16 protein-coding genes are annotated in these 14,871 nt (G+C 44.7%); 13 read left to right on the top strand and 3 right to left on the bottom strand.

Annotated elements, in window-relative coordinates; translation table 11 throughout:
* Positions 1-32: 32 nt before the first annotated feature.
* From truA to purF, 6 genes are all read left to right on the top strand, one after another.
* Positions 33-827, top strand: a complete 795-nt coding sequence (truA, locus tag M4S28_RS12850) for a tRNA pseudouridine(38-40) synthase TruA (RefSeq protein ID WP_004734161.1) — start codon at positions 33-35, stop codon at positions 825-827.
* Between the two features lie 176 nt (positions 828-1,003).
* A complete protein-coding gene (gene accD / locus M4S28_RS12845; RefSeq protein WP_004734162.1) occupies positions 1,004-1,930 on the top strand; it encodes an acetyl-CoA carboxylase, carboxyltransferase subunit beta in 927 nt (308 codons plus the stop codon).
* A gap of 42 nt (positions 1,931-1,972) precedes the next feature.
* A complete protein-coding gene (folC, locus tag M4S28_RS12840; RefSeq protein WP_249631918.1) occupies positions 1,973-3,235 on the top strand; it encodes a bifunctional tetrahydrofolate synthase/dihydrofolate synthase in 1,263 nt (420 codons plus the stop codon).
* The gene (locus tag M4S28_RS12835; RefSeq protein WP_004734164.1) at positions 3,236-3,808 is read left to right on the top strand and encodes an SPOR domain-containing protein; all 573 of its coding nucleotides are present in this window, start codon (positions 3,236-3,238) and stop codon (positions 3,806-3,808) included. It abuts the gene before it with no gap.
* Between the two features lie 61 nt (positions 3,809-3,869).
* Positions 3,870-4,361: a CvpA family protein gene (locus M4S28_RS12830; RefSeq protein WP_004734165.1), complete on the top strand. Its 492-nt coding sequence runs from the start codon at positions 3,870-3,872 to the stop codon at positions 4,359-4,361.
* Between the two features lie 33 nt (positions 4,362-4,394).
* Positions 4,395-5,909 (top strand): amidophosphoribosyltransferase, encoded by a 1,515-nt coding sequence (purF, locus tag M4S28_RS12825; protein WP_004734166.1) that lies wholly within the window; start codon positions 4,395-4,397, stop codon positions 5,907-5,909.
* Between the two features lie 78 nt (positions 5,910-5,987).
* Here the strand turns inward: purF and M4S28_RS12820 are convergent, their stop codons facing one another.
* Positions 5,988-6,863 carry a LysR family transcriptional regulator gene (locus M4S28_RS12820; protein ID WP_004734167.1) on the bottom strand — a complete coding sequence of 292 codons (876 nt, stop codon included), beginning with the start codon at positions 6,861-6,863 and terminating at the stop codon, positions 5,988-5,990.
* A gap of 228 nt (positions 6,864-7,091) precedes the next feature.
* Between M4S28_RS12820 and M4S28_RS12815 the strand changes: the two genes are divergently transcribed.
* The 6 genes from M4S28_RS12815 (at position 7,092) to recR (ending at position 13,110) form a co-directional block, all read left to right on the top strand.
* Positions 7,092-8,195 (top strand): response regulator, encoded by a 1,104-nt coding sequence (locus tag M4S28_RS12815; protein ID WP_004734168.1) that lies wholly within the window; start codon positions 7,092-7,094, stop codon positions 8,193-8,195.
* 360 nt (positions 8,196-8,555) lie between these two features.
* A complete protein-coding gene (locus M4S28_RS12810; RefSeq protein WP_029222189.1) occupies positions 8,556-8,927 on the top strand; it encodes a YbaN family protein in 372 nt (123 codons plus the stop codon).
* Between the two features lie 161 nt (positions 8,928-9,088).
* Entirely contained in the window at positions 9,089-9,634 is a 546-nt protein-coding gene (gene apt, locus M4S28_RS12805) for an adenine phosphoribosyltransferase (protein WP_004734171.1), read from the top strand.
* 18 nt (positions 9,635-9,652) lie between these two features.
* On the top strand, positions 9,653-11,932 hold the full coding sequence (dnaX, locus tag M4S28_RS12800; protein WP_249631917.1) for a DNA polymerase III subunit gamma/tau: 2,280 nt from the start codon (positions 9,653-9,655) through the stop codon (positions 11,930-11,932).
* Between the two features lie 168 nt (positions 11,933-12,100).
* Positions 12,101-12,430 carry a YbaB/EbfC family nucleoid-associated protein gene (locus M4S28_RS12795; protein WP_004734156.1) on the top strand — a complete coding sequence of 110 codons (330 nt, stop codon included), beginning with the start codon at positions 12,101-12,103 and terminating at the stop codon, positions 12,428-12,430.
* 80 nt (positions 12,431-12,510) lie between these two features.
* Positions 12,511-13,110: a recombination mediator RecR gene (recR, locus tag M4S28_RS12790; RefSeq protein ID WP_017079504.1), complete on the top strand. Its 600-nt coding sequence runs from the start codon at positions 12,511-12,513 to the stop codon at positions 13,108-13,110.
* 94 nt (positions 13,111-13,204) lie between these two features.
* Here recR and aqpZ read toward each other — a convergent pair whose 3' ends face one another.
* Positions 13,205-13,894: an aquaporin Z gene (aqpZ, locus tag M4S28_RS12785; RefSeq protein ID WP_249631916.1), complete on the bottom strand. Its 690-nt coding sequence runs from the start codon at positions 13,892-13,894 to the stop codon at positions 13,205-13,207.
* A gap of 93 nt (positions 13,895-13,987) precedes the next feature.
* Positions 13,988-14,236, bottom strand: a complete 249-nt coding sequence (locus M4S28_RS12780; RefSeq protein WP_004734153.1) for a YkgJ family cysteine cluster protein — start codon at positions 14,234-14,236, stop codon at positions 13,988-13,990.
* 159 nt (positions 14,237-14,395) lie between these two features.
* Between M4S28_RS12780 and M4S28_RS12775 the strand changes: the two genes are divergently transcribed.
* Positions 14,396-14,836 carry a YcgN family cysteine cluster protein gene (locus M4S28_RS12775; RefSeq protein WP_017072529.1) on the top strand — a complete coding sequence of 147 codons (441 nt, stop codon included), beginning with the start codon at positions 14,396-14,398 and terminating at the stop codon, positions 14,834-14,836.
* Positions 14,837-14,871: the final 35 nt, after the last annotated feature.

Genomic DNA, 14,871 nt, shown 5'->3' with positions numbered 1-14,871 from the left:
ACTTCTTGCCCATTTTCAAAGAGAACAAGAACATGAAAATTGCTTTAGGTATTGAATATAACGGTACCCACTACTTTGGTTGGCAGCGCCAACGAGACGTGAAAAGTGTCCAAGAAGAATTGGAAAAGGCTCTTTCAGTTGTCGCGAATCATCCTGTAGAGGTTATGTGCGCAGGTCGTACAGATGCCGGTGTTCACGGTACGGGACAAGTCGTTCACTTTGAAACTAATGTTGATCGTAAAATGGTTGCTTGGACAATGGGCGCGAATGCCAACATGCCAAAAGATATTGCGGTCCGTTGGGCGACAGAGGTGAATGAGGATTTCCACGCTCGTTTTTCTGCAACTGCACGCCGTTATCGCTACATTATCTTTAATCATGCACTACGTCCTGGCATTCTGAATTCAGGCGTGAGCCATTACCATGGTCACCTTGATGAGAAAAAGATGCATGAAGCGGGTCAGTACTTGTTAGGCGAGAACGACTTCACTTCATTCAGAGCGACACATTGTCAATCTCGTAGTCCATGGAGAAACATGATTCACTTAAACGTGACTCGTCATGGGCACTACATAGTGATCGATATTAAAGCGAATGCGTTTGTTCACCATATGGTGAGGAATATTACGGGTAGCCTAATTGCAGTAGGTAAAGGTGAGCAAAAACCAGAGTGGATCCAGTGGCTTTTAGAGGCTAAAGATCGAAAAGTGGCTGGCGCAACCGCCAAAGCGGAAGGCTTGTATCTGGTAGATGTTGATTATCCTGAACATTTTGAGTTACCACGAGAGCCAATTGGACCTCTGTTTTTACCGGATAATTTGAACTAAATGTGAGACTTAGGTTCAAAAAATATTACGGTTTCGTGCGTAAAATAGTGCCAGAAAATAGGTACAACCAGTTTTTTATCTACAGTCGCTGTTTTATGTGCTTTAATTCCCACGCATAATTCCCAAATTTATTTCTTTCGCAATCAAGCGTAAGAATCGAAACAAAAAGGTCTTCCATGAGTTGGCTTGAAAAGATTTTAGAAAAAAGCAACATCGTAACATCTCGTAAAGCGTCTATCCCTGAGGGTGTTTGGACTAAATGTACTTCTTGTGAGCAGGTTCTTTACCATGCTGAACTAGAGCGTAACCTAGAAGTGTGTCCAAAATGTGACCATCACATGCGCATGAAGGCACGTCGCCGTCTGGATACATTCCTAGATAAAGGTGAGCGCGTTGAACTAGGTGCTGATCTTGAGCCACAAGACAAACTGAAGTTTAAAGATTCTAAGCGTTACAAAGAACGTATCTCTACTGCTCAAAAGAACAGTGGTGAAACTGACGCGCTGATCGCAATGAAAGGTGAACTACTAGGTTTACCAATCGTAGCGTGTGCTTTTGAATTCTCATTTATGGGTGGTTCAATGGGCTCTGTTGTTGGTGCTCGTTTTGTGAAAGCGGTAGATGCGGCTATTGAGAACAACTGTGGTTTAGTTTGTTTCTCTGCAAGTGGTGGTGCTCGTATGCAAGAGGCATTGATGTCTCTAATGCAAATGGCAAAAACCAGTGCTGCTCTAGAGCGTTTATCTGCGAAAGGCCTACCGTTTGTTTCAGTAATGACTGATCCAACAATGGGTGGTGTTTCTGCGAGTTTGGCAATGCTTGGCGATATCAACATCGGTGAGCCAAAAGCGCTTATCGGTTTTGCTGGACGTCGTGTAATCGAACAAACTGTACGCGAAGACCTTCCTGAAGGTTTCCAACGCAGTGAGTTCCTACTCGACCACGGCGCTATCGACATGATCGTTGACCGTCGTGAGATGCGTCAGCGCGTTGCAAGCCTTGTTGCTAAAATGACCAACCAGCCTTCACCATTAGTAGTTTCTGTGAACGATTCACCGAATGAAGCTACTTATGAAGTACCAGAAGCGCCAGAAAAAGGGTAAAGTACCTTCTAACAAACCTACTTAATCATGGTTATGAGTTAGATGAGTCAACAACCTATTCCTCAAGCCACATCCTCTTTGGAGATGTGGCTTGATTATTTATCAAACATCCACACAAGCGCTATTGATCTTGGATTAGACCGAGTTCAGGCCGTCGCCTCTAAGGCAAACCTCACCAAACCTGCTCAACACGTTATTACTGTTGCCGGAACCAATGGCAAAGGCTCAACGTGTGCACTAATGGAAGCTATTCTGTTGGATGCTGGTTACTCAGTTGGTGTCTACAGTTCTCCTCACTTAATTCGCTATAACGAACGTGTTCGTATTAACGGCCAAGATCTATCCGATGAAAAGATGGTTCAGTCTTTCAATTTCATTGAGAAAGAGCGCGGCGAGATCAGCCTTAGTTTTTTCGAATATGGGACTTTAGCGGCGTTACGTGCGTTTCAAACTGAAGCGGTTGATGTTGTGTTATTAGAAGTGGGTCTAGGTGGACGCCTAGATGCGACGAATATCGTTGAGCATGATGTTTCTGTGATTACCAGTTTGGCTGTCGACCATGTTGATTGGCTAGGTGATGACATCAATGTGATTGGTTTTGAGAAAGCCGGTATTTATCGTAGCGGTAAGCCAGCTATCTGTGGTCAACCTAAACCACCAGCTACGGTTGCTGCTCACGCTGATGACATTAAGGCTGAGTTCTATCAGGTGGGTATTCAATACACCTATGATGTAGACGGCGATACTTGGAACTGGCGCAGTGGTGCATTCCAACTAGAATCATTGCCTATTCCAAGCCTGCCGCTACCTAACTCAGCAACAGCATTGATGGCATTAGGTACTTCAGAACTTAGCATTAGCGATGTGAACATTGTTAATGGTATGAAGAACGCACAGCTACCTGGGCGTATGCAGAAAATTAGCGAACAACCCGTGATTGTGCTTGATGTTGCGCACAACCCGCATTCGGCTGAATACTTTGCGCAGCAAGTAACGAAGAAGTATGCAGGCAAAAATTTACACGTTGTAGTCGCCATGCTTCATGACAAAGATATCCCTGCGACATTGGAAGTATTAGCACCAATCACAACACATTGGTACCCAGCTTCGCTGAACGGCCCACGAGCCGCAACAGCTGCTGAATTGTGTCAAAGCCTACCTCAAGGCGTAGAGCAGCATTCAAACCCTGTAGCAGCGTTTGAAGCGGCTTTAGCTTCTGTTAAAGGTGACGATGTTGTACTGGTGGTCGGTTCTTTCCATACTGTGGGTGAAGTATTGGAGCATTGGCAGAAAAAAGGAAACTAAATGGCAAGTAAATTCCAAAGCCGATTAGTCGGTACCATCATTTTAGTGGCCATTGGTGTGATTGTATTGCCCGATGTGCTGGATGGTAAGAAGCTCCACTATAAAGAAGAGTTTGCAAGCATTCCGATTAAGCCAGAGCTTGATAGTAATGTAGAAGTTTTTGAAGTACTCGACCCTGTTGAAGATCAGATTGCACTGCCGGACTCTCCGGTTGAGCGAGTGGTTGAAAGTGGTGTTGATAATTCAGATAAGCAAACTGCGTCGGCTTCAAATAGTAAAGAAGCGGATAAAGTGGCAGTGGTGGTTAAGCCAGTACCGGAAAAAAATGAATACCAAGACAGTGCTTGGATTATTCAATTGATGGCTTTGAAGAATGCTGACAACGCAAAAAACGTTGTTAAGGATTTACAAAAGCGTGGTTACCAGGCTCACACCAAGCAAGAAAAAACGTTTACGCGAGTAATTATTGGCCCGGATGTCTCTAAATCCAAACTTGAGCGACAAATTAAGGAATTAGAAAAAATTACGGGTTCAAAAGGCCAATTGCTCAAATTTAAACCGTTAAATCCATAAGAAAACGTTTGCGTCAGCATTTTTTCTGTTAAAATGCGCGCCAACTTAAGATGAAGAATTCATGAATTGGTTAGATTTTGTCATTTTAGGCGTGATCGGCTTCTCTGCCGTGATCAGTTTAGTTCGCGGTTTCGCTAAAGAAGCGTTGTCACTTGTTATTTGGTTTGGAGCATTTTTTATTGCTAGCCAGTACTACGCTAAATTAGCCATGTACTTCACCAATATCGAAGATGAGATGTTTCGAAACGGAACTGCGATAGCAGCATTATTTGTTGCAACGTTAGTTGTCGGTGCCTTAGTTAACTATGTCATCGGTCAGCTAGTTCAGAAAACAGGCCTGTCGGGTACAGACAGAATCCTCGGTGTCGTCTTTGGCGGCTTACGTGGTGTTCTGATTGTCTCAGCAGTGTTGTTTTTCATGGATGCGTTTACTGCATTCCCAAGTTCTGAGTGGTGGGAGAATTCGCAGTTGGTTCCGGAGTTTAGCCGAATCATTGCGCCGTTCTTTGAGCATTTACAAGCAACATCTAGTTTCTTATCTGGCGCGCTTTAGCGCCAGTTAATGTCGAAAATCGAGGATTAGGACATGTGTGGTATTGTTGGAATCGTGGGTTCAACACCTGTAAACCAGTCTATTTATGACGCTTTAACGGTATTGCAGCATCGTGGCCAAGATGCCGCTGGTATTTGTACCATAGAAAGCAATCGTTTCCGTCTGCGTAAGGCGAACGGTTTAGTTAAAGATGTTTTTGAAGCAAAACACATGCAACGCCTCCAAGGTAACGTGGGTATTGGTCATGTTCGTTATCCTACAGCGGGAAGCTCGAGTGCTTCTGAAGCGCAGCCTTTCTACGTAAACTCTCCTTTTGGTATCACGTTGGCGCACAACGGCAACCTAACGAATGCAAGTGAAGTTCGTGAGAAGTTGTTCGAAAAAGACCGTCGTCATGTCAACACAACCTCTGATTCTGAAGTTCTACTGAACGTATTGGCTCATGAAATCGATACTGTTAAAGGTAATGTGACTTCAGAAGATGTGTTCCGCGCCGTTGCAAACGTGCACCGTACTATTCGTGGTGCTTACGCAGTGACAGCGATGATCATCGGCCACGGTATGATCGCATTCCGTGACCCACATGGTATTCGTCCACTGTGTCTTGGTAAGCGTGAAATTAACGGTAAAACTGAGTACATGGTTGCGTCTGAATCGGTAGCGTTAGACGCTGTTGGTTTTGATTTTATGCGCGATGTTGCCCCAGGTGAAGCTATCTACGCAACATTCAATGGTGAGCTTTTCACTAAACAATGCGCAGATAACCCACAATTAAACCCATGTATTTTCGAGTTTGTTTATTTTGCTCGTCCTGATTCATTCATCGATAAAATTTCGGTTTACAGCGCACGCGTTGAGATGGGTGAGATGTTAGGCAAGCGTATTAAAGAAGAGTACGCAGACCTAGACATTGACGTGGTAATTCCAATCCCTGAAACATCGAATGATATTGCGCTACGAATTGCTCAAGCGATCAATAAGCCATATCGTCAAGGTTTCGTGAAAAACCGCTATGTTGGCCGCACGTTTATCATGCCTGGTCAGCAACAGCGTAAGAAGTCGGTTCGCCGTAAGCTCAACGCAATTCGTTCTGAGTTTAAAGGTAAGAACGTTCTATTGGTTGATGATTCTATTGTGCGTGGCACGACATCAGAGCAGATCATTGAGATGGCTCGTGATTCTGGCGCAAGCAAAGTCTTCATGGTTTCTGCTGCTCCTGAGGTTCGTTTCCCGAATGTTTACGGCATCGATATGCCGAGCGCGACGGAGCTTATTGCTCATGGCCGTGACAACGAAACGATTTGTAAGCAGATCGGCGCAGATGCTTTGATTTTCCAAACGCTACCAGACTTAATCTCTGCAGTAGGTATGGGTAATCAAGACATCTCTCGTTTTGATACATCTGTATTCAACGGCGAGTATGTAACGGGCGATATCGACCAAGCGTACCTAGATTTCCTAGACTCTTTACGTAATGACGATTCAAAGGTTGAGCGTGAGATCCAACAAGATCTCGCGAACCTAGAGTTACATAACGAAGGCGCTTAGCGTACTCATAAAAAATGAGTAATAAAAAACCAGAGCATCGGCTCTGGTTTTTTTGTTTGCGGGGGAGGGGATTGAATCTTAGTGAATGTGGTATGCGATCACAAAATCGATAAACAATCTAACCTTCTCTGGCAGGTGGTCTTTGTGGTTATAAAGCATGTAAATATCACGAGGGTTAGCACTCCAGTCTTCTAAGACTTGCACTAAGCTACCATCTTCAATGTATTCACGGATCATCACGTCAGGCATTAGGGTGATACCTAGGCCTTCTGAACAGGCTTGTCTTACGACATTAAGCGCATTCGCATTGAAACGACCTTTCTCGCTATTCACGACCGTCTCTTCATTCGAATTACTCAGCTGCCACTTAATCAGCGGATAACCTTTAAGTAGCGAATGATTCGCGAGCTCTTCTGCATGACTTGGTGCCGGGTTCTTCGCTAAGTAGTCAGGACTCGCGATAAGAATATCCTTCACTTCACTGATCTTTCTTGCGATTAAGCTTGAATCACGCTGCGGGCCGACTCTGAAAATGACATCCCACTCAGTTGGATCAAGCTGATCAGCTTGGTTGTTCATCATCAGCTCAATATTGATATCAGGGTATTGAGTCATGAATTCACTGAACATCGGCATCATCATGCGCTTGGTCAGGTTTGAGGGGGCGGTAATGCGAATCTTCCCTGAAGCACCCTTACACACGTCAGTGAGTTCTTCTGCAGTAGAAGATAGACGTTGTAGTAACGGTGAGCATTCATTGAAAAAACGTTCGCCAGCCTCTGTTAAAGAGAGTTTACGCGCGTGTCTATTGAGAAGCCTTAGGTTCAAAGAGTCTTCTAGGGCTTGGATGCGTCGTGTAATGGTCGCAACCGGAATCATAGTCTTGCGCGATGTTGCGGTGTAGCTCCCATTTTCAACGACAAGTCGAAAGAGGTTTAAATCATCTAATTTCATAAATCCAGACACATTTGTTTACAATCTCATCTAATTTATACGTAATATTGAGATCAATGTTTGCGTTACGTCAACTCGTTGCACTATTTACCAGTATTCCAACCCTTGTCACGAATTACCAGTAAAGAGTGAACATTTGTGTATTTAGTATTTTATTACTAAGTTTTATATTAGTTCTTAGAACAGATAACAATAATAATTCGACTTAGTTTTGTGAGGTTAGAGATTATGTACAAAACTCACAGTCAGCCAGTTATGACCTCGGCTCAGGAAGTTCTCAATCAAAAATGCGTTATGTTGGTTGATGATGATCCTATTTTTCGCCGGATAACCAGCGCGTACTTAGACAAGATTGGTTATAAAGTGGTTGAGGCTGAAAATGGGCTGGATGCTCTGCAAAAACTTAGAGACTCAGCGCCAGATTTAATTGTGTGTGACTTATCAATGCCGATACTGGATGGGATTGAGCTTGTAGAGGAGCTCAGTTTAGAGTATCCGTCACTGCCTATGATCGTCGTGTCTGGCACCGATGATATGTCTGATGTGGCGAAAGCATTACGATTTGGTATCAAAGACTTTTTAGCGAAACCTCTAGAGGATCACGGTCACTTAGGAAGTGCGATTGCGAATACATTGACAGATTCGTTCGATAACATTTCAGATCAACGAGATTTTTCAAGCCAATGGTTCTGCGTTGATGACGGTGGCGAGATCCCTGAAGACCAAGAACTGCATTGGCATCTCAACTACCTGCAAGATAACCCGAGTGCTGCAAGAGACTTATTGCACGCGCTGCTTCCAGAGAAAGATACACGACAAGGCTCATGGCGTTGCAGTTACCGTTTACTGCAATCAACAGAAATGATGCCGCTTGTGTTTGATTATGCGTGGATGATGAACGGGCAGTTTGCTTTCTACCTCGTCGATTCGTCGTCTTCTGATAACGGCGGCTCAGCGGCCACATTATTGGTGAGAGCGTTATTCCACGATTACATCAGAAATAGAAAAGATTTTAACGTTGATCTCAAAGATATTGCGGAAATTTTGGAGAAGGGGATTCGTTGCTCTAAATGTTCGACCCCTGTGAATGCTTTGTTTGGTGTTGCTGATCTTGCTGTGGGAACTATCTCTATTCTACCTGCGGGTTTAGATGGACAATGGTCGAATGGCGAATTGAATCAACATATTGCGGCGGGCGAGCGCTTGGGTGAGAACTGTAAGAAGAACTTCATTACACGGGATCTTCCGATTGAACAAGGCTGCCAGCTATCATTGAGCCTGCTTGGATCGGCCAGTTTTAGTTTAGACATACACCAAGGGTCCACTGATTAACCCTATATTTCCTCGGTTTTTGTGAATAATTGATTAAGGTATAGTTGCGCAAATGGTGTGGCTATGCCTTTTTTGTTAAATGTCGATTTAGCAAAGCGGGTTTGGTTCGCCAGATACTTACCTTTACTAACAAAAACAAGAAGCAATCATGGCAGATAACAAAGACTTTCAAGACCCGTTTAATGTATTCTATTTTTTAGGATTTTTAGCCGCATTTTTAGCGATTCCATTACTACCAGCAACTCTTACGTTGATCCGAGTATTCAATGGTTACGCAACATTCTAGTTAAGCTATCGTCGCCGATTGGTGATAGCTAACTCAAGGAGGCCACAATTAGCGTTCGAGTTTTAAGCCTCAATATTGCTGGTGGCCTTTGTATCATTCTTGCAGTTCTAGGGATCGTTTTACCCGTTCTGCCAACCACGCCTTTTCTCCTTCTTGCCAGTGCATGTTTCATGCGAAGCAACCCCAAAGTTCACAAATGGATGCATGAGCATAAAACGCTCGGCCCGTTATTGAACAATTGGTATCAACACGGTGCTGTGACCAAACAAGTTAAAACGCGTGGCGTGTTCTTTATCTTGTTGAGTTTTGCGTTATCGATCTACTTTGCCCCGATCATTTGGGTCAAGGTTTTCCTAATTTGTGTACTTGTTATTCTTCTCACATGGTTTATGCGACTTCCAACCCATGAGTTGGTTGCTGACAGCAAAGAAAATCACTACCATTAAGCCAGTGTGCCTGCTTGTATAGCGGGCGTTTATTATTTCAGCAATCAGAGTTATGACTCTCGTTGCAATGAATACCAATCGTACCTTTCCTTAATTCCGAGCGTTGATGTTTGATTCGTTAACGAGAGTTTGGAAAGCGGCCTAATGAAGTGCATAAGATTATGAACACAGAAAAAATCTCTCTGATCAAAGCAAGCATCAAAAGCATTCCTGATTACCCTAAAGCGGGTATTTTGTTCCGTGACGTAACAAGCTTGATGGAAGATCCTGCCGCGTACAAAGCGACAATCGACCTGTTAGTAGACACATACAAGGGCATGGGCTTTACTAAGATCGTTGGTACTGAAGCTCGTGGTTTCCTATTTGGTGCGCCTCTTGCTCTTGAGCTAGGTGTCGGCTTCATCCCTGTTCGTAAACCGGGCAAGTTGCCTCGTCAAACTGTGGCACAATCTTATGAGCTTGAGTACGGCACTGATACGCTAGAAATCCATACCGATGCTATCGTTGAAGGCGATAAAGTGCTGATGGTTGATGACTTGCTAGCAACAGGCGGTACGATTGAAGCGACAACAAAGCTGATTCGTCAGCTTGGTGGTGTGGTAGAACACGCTGCATTTGTTATTAACCTTCCAGAAATCGGTGGTGACAAGCGCTTACAAGGCTTAGGTCTAGAAGTGTTTAGCATCTGCGAATTCGACGGTCATTAATCCTTTTCGGAATTATTCATGAGCTATCTTGCGTTAGCGCGAAAATGGCGACCAACCAAATTCAAAGAAGTGGTTGGTCAAGCCCATGTTTTAACAGCATTAGAGAATGCCCTTAGCCAAAATAGGTTGCATCACGCTTACCTATTCAGCGGTACACGAGGTGTCGGTAAAACGACCATCGGCCGTTTGTTTGCGAAGGGACTCAACTGTGAAACAGGCATTACTGCAACCCCTTGTGGTGAGTGTGCAACCTGTAAAGAGATCGATGAAGGTCGTTTTGTTGACCTGCTCGAGATCGATGCTGCCTCACGTACTAAGGTAGAAGATACCCGCGAGCTTCTGGACAATGTTCAGTACAAGCCTGCACGTGGTCGCTTCAAGGTTTACCTAATCGATGAAGTACACATGCTGTCTAGGCACAGCTTTAACGCGCTTCTAAAGACCTTAGAAGAGCCGCCTGAGTATGTGAAGTTCTTGCTCGCAACGACGGATCCGCAAAAGCTTCCTGTGACTATATTGTCGCGTTGTCTGCAATTCCACCTTAAGCCGATTAGCGTTGATAATATCCACGAGCAACTCGATCATATTCTTGAACAAGAAAATGTGACGTCTGAATCTCGTGCGCTTGGAATGATTGCTCATGCCGCTGATGGCAGTATGCGTGACGCTCTTAGCCTAACAGACCAAGCTATCGCATTAGGTAATGGCAATGTAGTGACAGACACTGTTGCTCACATGCTTGGAACACTGGATACAGACCAAGCGATTCATCTACTTGAAGCGATTAGCAGTAAACAACCACAATTAGCGATGGCTTGCATTCAAGCTCTTGCTGAAAATGGCGTTGAGTGGGATGGATTGCTGAGTCAACTTGCGACTCAATTACACCGTTTGGCGATGTATCAAGCTCTGCCGTCTACTTTAGACAAGGCTCAGCCGGATGCTGAAAGGCTAGAACTGCTGAGCAAAGCGTTAAGCCCGCAAGACATCCAACTCTACTACCAGATAGTGCTGAAAGGTCGTCAAGACTTGCCATTATCGCCAACCGCTCGTGTTGGTATTGAGATGGTGGTTCTGCGTATGTTGGCATTCAGACCTGCTGAGCAAACTGTTGCTACGGCTATCTCGACTGAGTCGACTAGCCCAGCGCCTGCTCCTGCAGCTCAGAATCCGGTTCAGAACCAGGTTCAGAGTGTTGCTCAGCCAGTGAGTCAAGCTGCGCCAATGGCAGCTCCGAGACAATCAGCTCAGGCTCCAGCGGTTTCACAGCCTCAAGTGCCTCAACAAGCTCCTGTGCAGCAGCAGCCTGTGCAACAGCAACCGCCGCAGAATCAGAACCAATATTCAGATTCACAAGGTTACGCTGATCATTCAGGCAACCAAGGTTATCCAGAACAGGATTACCCGCATAGTCAGTATGACGCGCCACCTGCTTATGATGAGCGTCCAAGCTACGGTACAGAGCAGCCGATGAGTCCCATGACTCAGCAAGCTAATTATCAGAATCAAGAGCAGCCAAATGTTGCTCCCGTTGCACCTTCTGTTACTTCTGCTTCGCAAGAGCAACCAGCGCGTGCAACTTCGCCTGTGAGTGGTTTACGTCACCAATTGCGTTCTCAACGTAGAGGTGGTGCAGCAACAGAAAACAAAGGTTCGGCGCCAAAAAAGGCTAAAGCGACACCAGCTAAAACTTCAGTTCTTGACCGAGTTGCTCAGCAACACGGTGGTTCTGAGCGGGTGTCGCCAGCTTCTTTAACCGCCTCTTCGACAGAAAATGTGACCAACGATAATGAACCTTATCGCTGGAAACCGTCTAAACCTGTAGTGAAAGAGGTGAGCAAAGAGCTTACACCTACTCAGATCAAGCGTGCGTTAGAGCATATTAAGACACCAGAAATGGTCGATAAATTGCTTCAAGAGTCGATTGTTCAAGATGAATGGTCCGCCACGATTCAAAAGCTAGAGACAGCCAAGCTTGTTGAACAGTTAGCATTGAACTCAGTATTTACTAGGATTGACACATCAATCACCTTAACGTTAAGAGCGAGCCAGGCTCACTTGAATACGGACCGTGCACAGAGTGAGCTATTACAGTCTCTCAATACTGTGCTTGGAGAAGAGTGTCATTTGAGTGTTGAAATTGGTGATGGTGGAGAAACACCGCTAGAACTGCGAGAAAGATTGTATCAAAGCAAGTTGAAAGACGCGTTTACCAGTTTGGAAAACGATGCCAACGTACAGTTTATCGAAAGACGTTTTGCTGCCGAGTTGGATAGAGACAGCGTTCGTCCAATATAGTGTTCCTCCAATATCGATATGCCTTTCATTTAGTGATGAGCATATCATCCTTGGAAAGCAAATCAGAGAACTGAACTCGTGGGGTTGAATCACAGTGTTTTAACCCCCATTTAAGCCCTTAGTAGCTTAAATGATTTTAATAAACCAATTAGACCAGAGAGTAATAACATGTTTGGTAAAGGCGGTATGGGCAACATGATGAAGCAAGCCCAGCAAATGCAAGAACGCATGCAAAAGCTTCAAGAAGAAATCGCAAATATGGAAGTTACAGGTGAGTCAGGTGCTGGCCTTGTAAAAATTACGATTACTGGTAGTCACAGTGTTCGTCGCGTTGATATCGATGAAAGCCTAATGGAAGACGATAAAGAGATGCTTGAAGATCTTATCGCAGCCGCTTTCAACGATGCAGCTCGTCGTGTTGAAGAGACTCAAAAAGAGAAAATGGCTGGCGTAACTGGTGGGATGCAACTTCCACCAGGTATGAAAATGCCTTTCTAAGCGACTTATTTATAAGAGACTTGTCTCTTCCAACGGCTTGTTCTTGAATAAGCCGTTATTTAAAGTTAGAACGGTTAAATATGCGTACCAGTCATATGCTGGAGCATTTGATGGAGGCCTTACGTTGTCTACCTGGGGTTGGCCCCAAGTCGGCGCAGCGTATGGCCTTTCATTTGTTACAGCGCGATAGAAAAGGCGGCCTACAGTTGGCTGAAGCTCTTAGCCAAGCAATGACCGAAATTGGTCATTGTAATGAGTGCCGTACTTTTACTGAAGAAGATACTTGCCACATTTGTACCAATCCTAAACGTCAGGAAAATGGTCAAATTTGTGTAGTAGAGAGCCCTGCAGACATTGCAGCCATTGAAGCAACTGGCCAATATTCAGGTCGTTACTTTGTGCTTATGGGGCATCTTTCACCACTTGATGGTATCGGTCCAAGTGATATCGGTCTCGATGTTTTGGATTACCGTTTACGTCGTGGTGATATCACTGAAGTAATTCTAGCGACTAACCCGACAGTAGAAGGGGAAGCAACAGCGCATTACATTGCTGAGCTATGTAATGCCCATGAAGTGAACGCTAGCCGTATCGCCCATGGTGTTCCCGTCGGTGGTGAGCTAGAGCTGGTGGATGGCACCACGCTTTCGCACTCCTTACTCGGTCGTCATAAGATCTAAAAAAGCCGCTTGGTGAATCATCACTAAGCGGCTTTTTCTTTTTGTTATAAAGCTCTATTCTGAAACGCGTCTACTCTAAAACCTTTTCAAACAATTAATCAGAGCCACGCACGGCTTTGTAAATCGCAGCGCCAATCACGGCACCAATAATCGGTGCAATCCAGAATAGCCATAATTGTGAAACAGCCCAGTCCCCAACAAATACGGCTACACCAGTACTTCGAGCAGGGTTCACAGAGGTGTTAGTGACAGGGATACTGATAAGGTGAATCAAGGTTAAACAAAGACCAATCGCGATAGGTGCAAATCCAGCCGGTGCTTTCGAATCGGTTGCCCCCATGATCACGAATAGGAACACCATAGTCATGACCACTTCACACACGAGTGCTGCTGTTAGCGAATAGCCACCCGGTGAGTGTTCACCGTAACCATTCGAAGCAAAGCCTGATGAGACAACGTCAAAACCTGCTTGACCAGAAGCAATCACAAATAGCACGCCGCCCGCGATAATACCGCCAATCACTTGGGCAATAACATAAGGCGCAACATCCTTGCCATCAAAGCGACCACCACTCCATAGACCGATGGTGACAGCAGGGTTAAGGTGGCAACCGGATATATGGCCAATAGCAAAAGCCATGGTGAGTACGGTTAAACCAAAGGCAAGGGAAACTCCGAGTAGACCAATTCCCACATCAGGGAAAGCCGCGGCTAAGACGGCACTACCACAACCGCCTAACACCAACCAAAACGTACCGAACATTTCTGCGATATACTTATTCATAACTATCCTTATTAATCTTTACCAGTATCAATAAGATAGTTTAGATCTATCAAAGTTGTGAAATCTTGGGCATATATAAGAAGAAAAGTATTGTTAGGTTATTGCTTCGAGCTCAATAAGGTTATCAAGCGCTTCTTGGTCTGTTTTACCACAGATGATAGGGCAGGCTTTGAACTGGTGACATACCTTCGGGCGTGAAGGTTGACCAAATAATTTGCATAGATCTTGCTCATTTAATTGAATGCAGCGTACGCCAGCAGGCTTACCATTAGGCATTCCAGGAATAGCAGATGTAATACTTGGAGCGATACAACAAGCTCCACAACCTAGGCGACATTCCATCAAATTAAACTCACTAAATAACAGGGTGCGCGATAGTAGCAAAAAATGATGAGAGTGACAGCTGTTGATTGAATCAAAGAATGAACAATTATTATCCTTGAACTTTTTATGGGCTAGCGGTATAACACGCACCCCAGTAAAAGAGTAAGAAGTAATCCTATGACGAATCCATTTTGGCAAGAAAAGACACTAGAGCAAATGACCGAGAACGAGTGGGAATCACTGTGTGACGGTTGTGGTAAGTGTTGCCTGCATAAACTAATGGATGAAGATAGCGATGAAGTTTACTACACCAACGTGGCGTGCAGCTGGTTAAATGACAAAACATGTTCTTGTAAAGACTACCCGAACCGCTTCACTTCAGGTGAAGAGTGTTTGAAGCTGACTCGTGACAAGATTCATGAATTCCATTGGCTACCAGACACTTGTGCTTACCGTCTTCTATCAGAATCTAAGCCGATTCCTGAGTGGCACCCGTTGATTACGGGTTCTAAATCAGAGATGCATGCTGCAGGTGAAAGTGTTCGTAACAAAGTGGTATACGAAATCGATGTTGTCGATTGGGAAGACCACATCTTGAACCACCCAAATCGTACGTAGATTATATATTCAAACAACAAAGGCACTCACTAGAG

It is taken from the genome of Vibrio sp. J383 (assembly GCF_023503985.1).
Taxonomy (GTDB): domain Bacteria; phylum Pseudomonadota; class Gammaproteobacteria; order Enterobacterales; family Vibrionaceae; genus Vibrio; species Vibrio splendidus.
This window is presented reverse-complemented; position numbering and strand designations above follow the sequence as displayed.

What these genes read in the sequence shown, in the direction of transcription:
- M4S28_RS12820 (WP_004734167.1), bottom strand. Translation starts at nt 6,863, where the DNA reads ATGAAATTAGATGATTTAAACCTCTTTCGACTTGTCGTTGAAAATGGG.
- truA (WP_004734161.1), top strand. Translation starts at nt 33, where the DNA reads ATGAAAATTGCTTTAGGTATTGAATATAACGGTACCCACTACTTTGGT.
- accD (WP_004734162.1), top strand. Translation starts at nt 1,004, where the DNA reads ATGAGTTGGCTTGAAAAGATTTTAGAAAAAAGCAACATCGTAACATCT.
- M4S28_RS12795 (WP_004734156.1), top strand. Translation starts at nt 12,101, where the DNA reads ATGTTTGGTAAAGGCGGTATGGGCAACATGATGAAGCAAGCCCAGCAA.
- M4S28_RS12815 (WP_004734168.1), top strand. Translation starts at nt 7,092, where the DNA reads ATGTACAAAACTCACAGTCAGCCAGTTATGACCTCGGCTCAGGAAGTT.
- purF (WP_004734166.1), top strand. Translation starts at nt 4,395, where the DNA reads ATGTGTGGTATTGTTGGAATCGTGGGTTCAACACCTGTAAACCAGTCT.
- M4S28_RS12775 (WP_017072529.1), top strand. Translation starts at nt 14,396, where the DNA reads ATGACGAATCCATTTTGGCAAGAAAAGACACTAGAGCAAATGACCGAG.
- folC (WP_249631918.1), top strand. Translation starts at nt 1,973, where the DNA reads ATGAGTCAACAACCTATTCCTCAAGCCACATCCTCTTTGGAGATGTGG.
- dnaX (WP_249631917.1), top strand. Translation starts at nt 9,653, where the DNA reads ATGAGCTATCTTGCGTTAGCGCGAAAATGGCGACCAACCAAATTCAAA.
- aqpZ (WP_249631916.1), bottom strand. Translation starts at nt 13,894, where the DNA reads ATGAATAAGTATATCGCAGAAATGTTCGGTACGTTTTGGTTGGTGTTA.
- recR (WP_017079504.1), top strand. Translation starts at nt 12,511, where the DNA reads ATGCGTACCAGTCATATGCTGGAGCATTTGATGGAGGCCTTACGTTGT.
- M4S28_RS12780 (WP_004734153.1), bottom strand. Translation starts at nt 14,236, where the DNA reads ATGGAATGTCGCCTAGGTTGTGGAGCTTGTTGTATCGCTCCAAGTATT.
- M4S28_RS12835 (WP_004734164.1), top strand. Translation starts at nt 3,236, where the DNA reads ATGGCAAGTAAATTCCAAAGCCGATTAGTCGGTACCATCATTTTAGTG.
- apt (WP_004734171.1), top strand. Translation starts at nt 9,089, where the DNA reads ATGAACACAGAAAAAATCTCTCTGATCAAAGCAAGCATCAAAAGCATT.
- M4S28_RS12830 (WP_004734165.1), top strand. Translation starts at nt 3,870, where the DNA reads ATGAATTGGTTAGATTTTGTCATTTTAGGCGTGATCGGCTTCTCTGCC.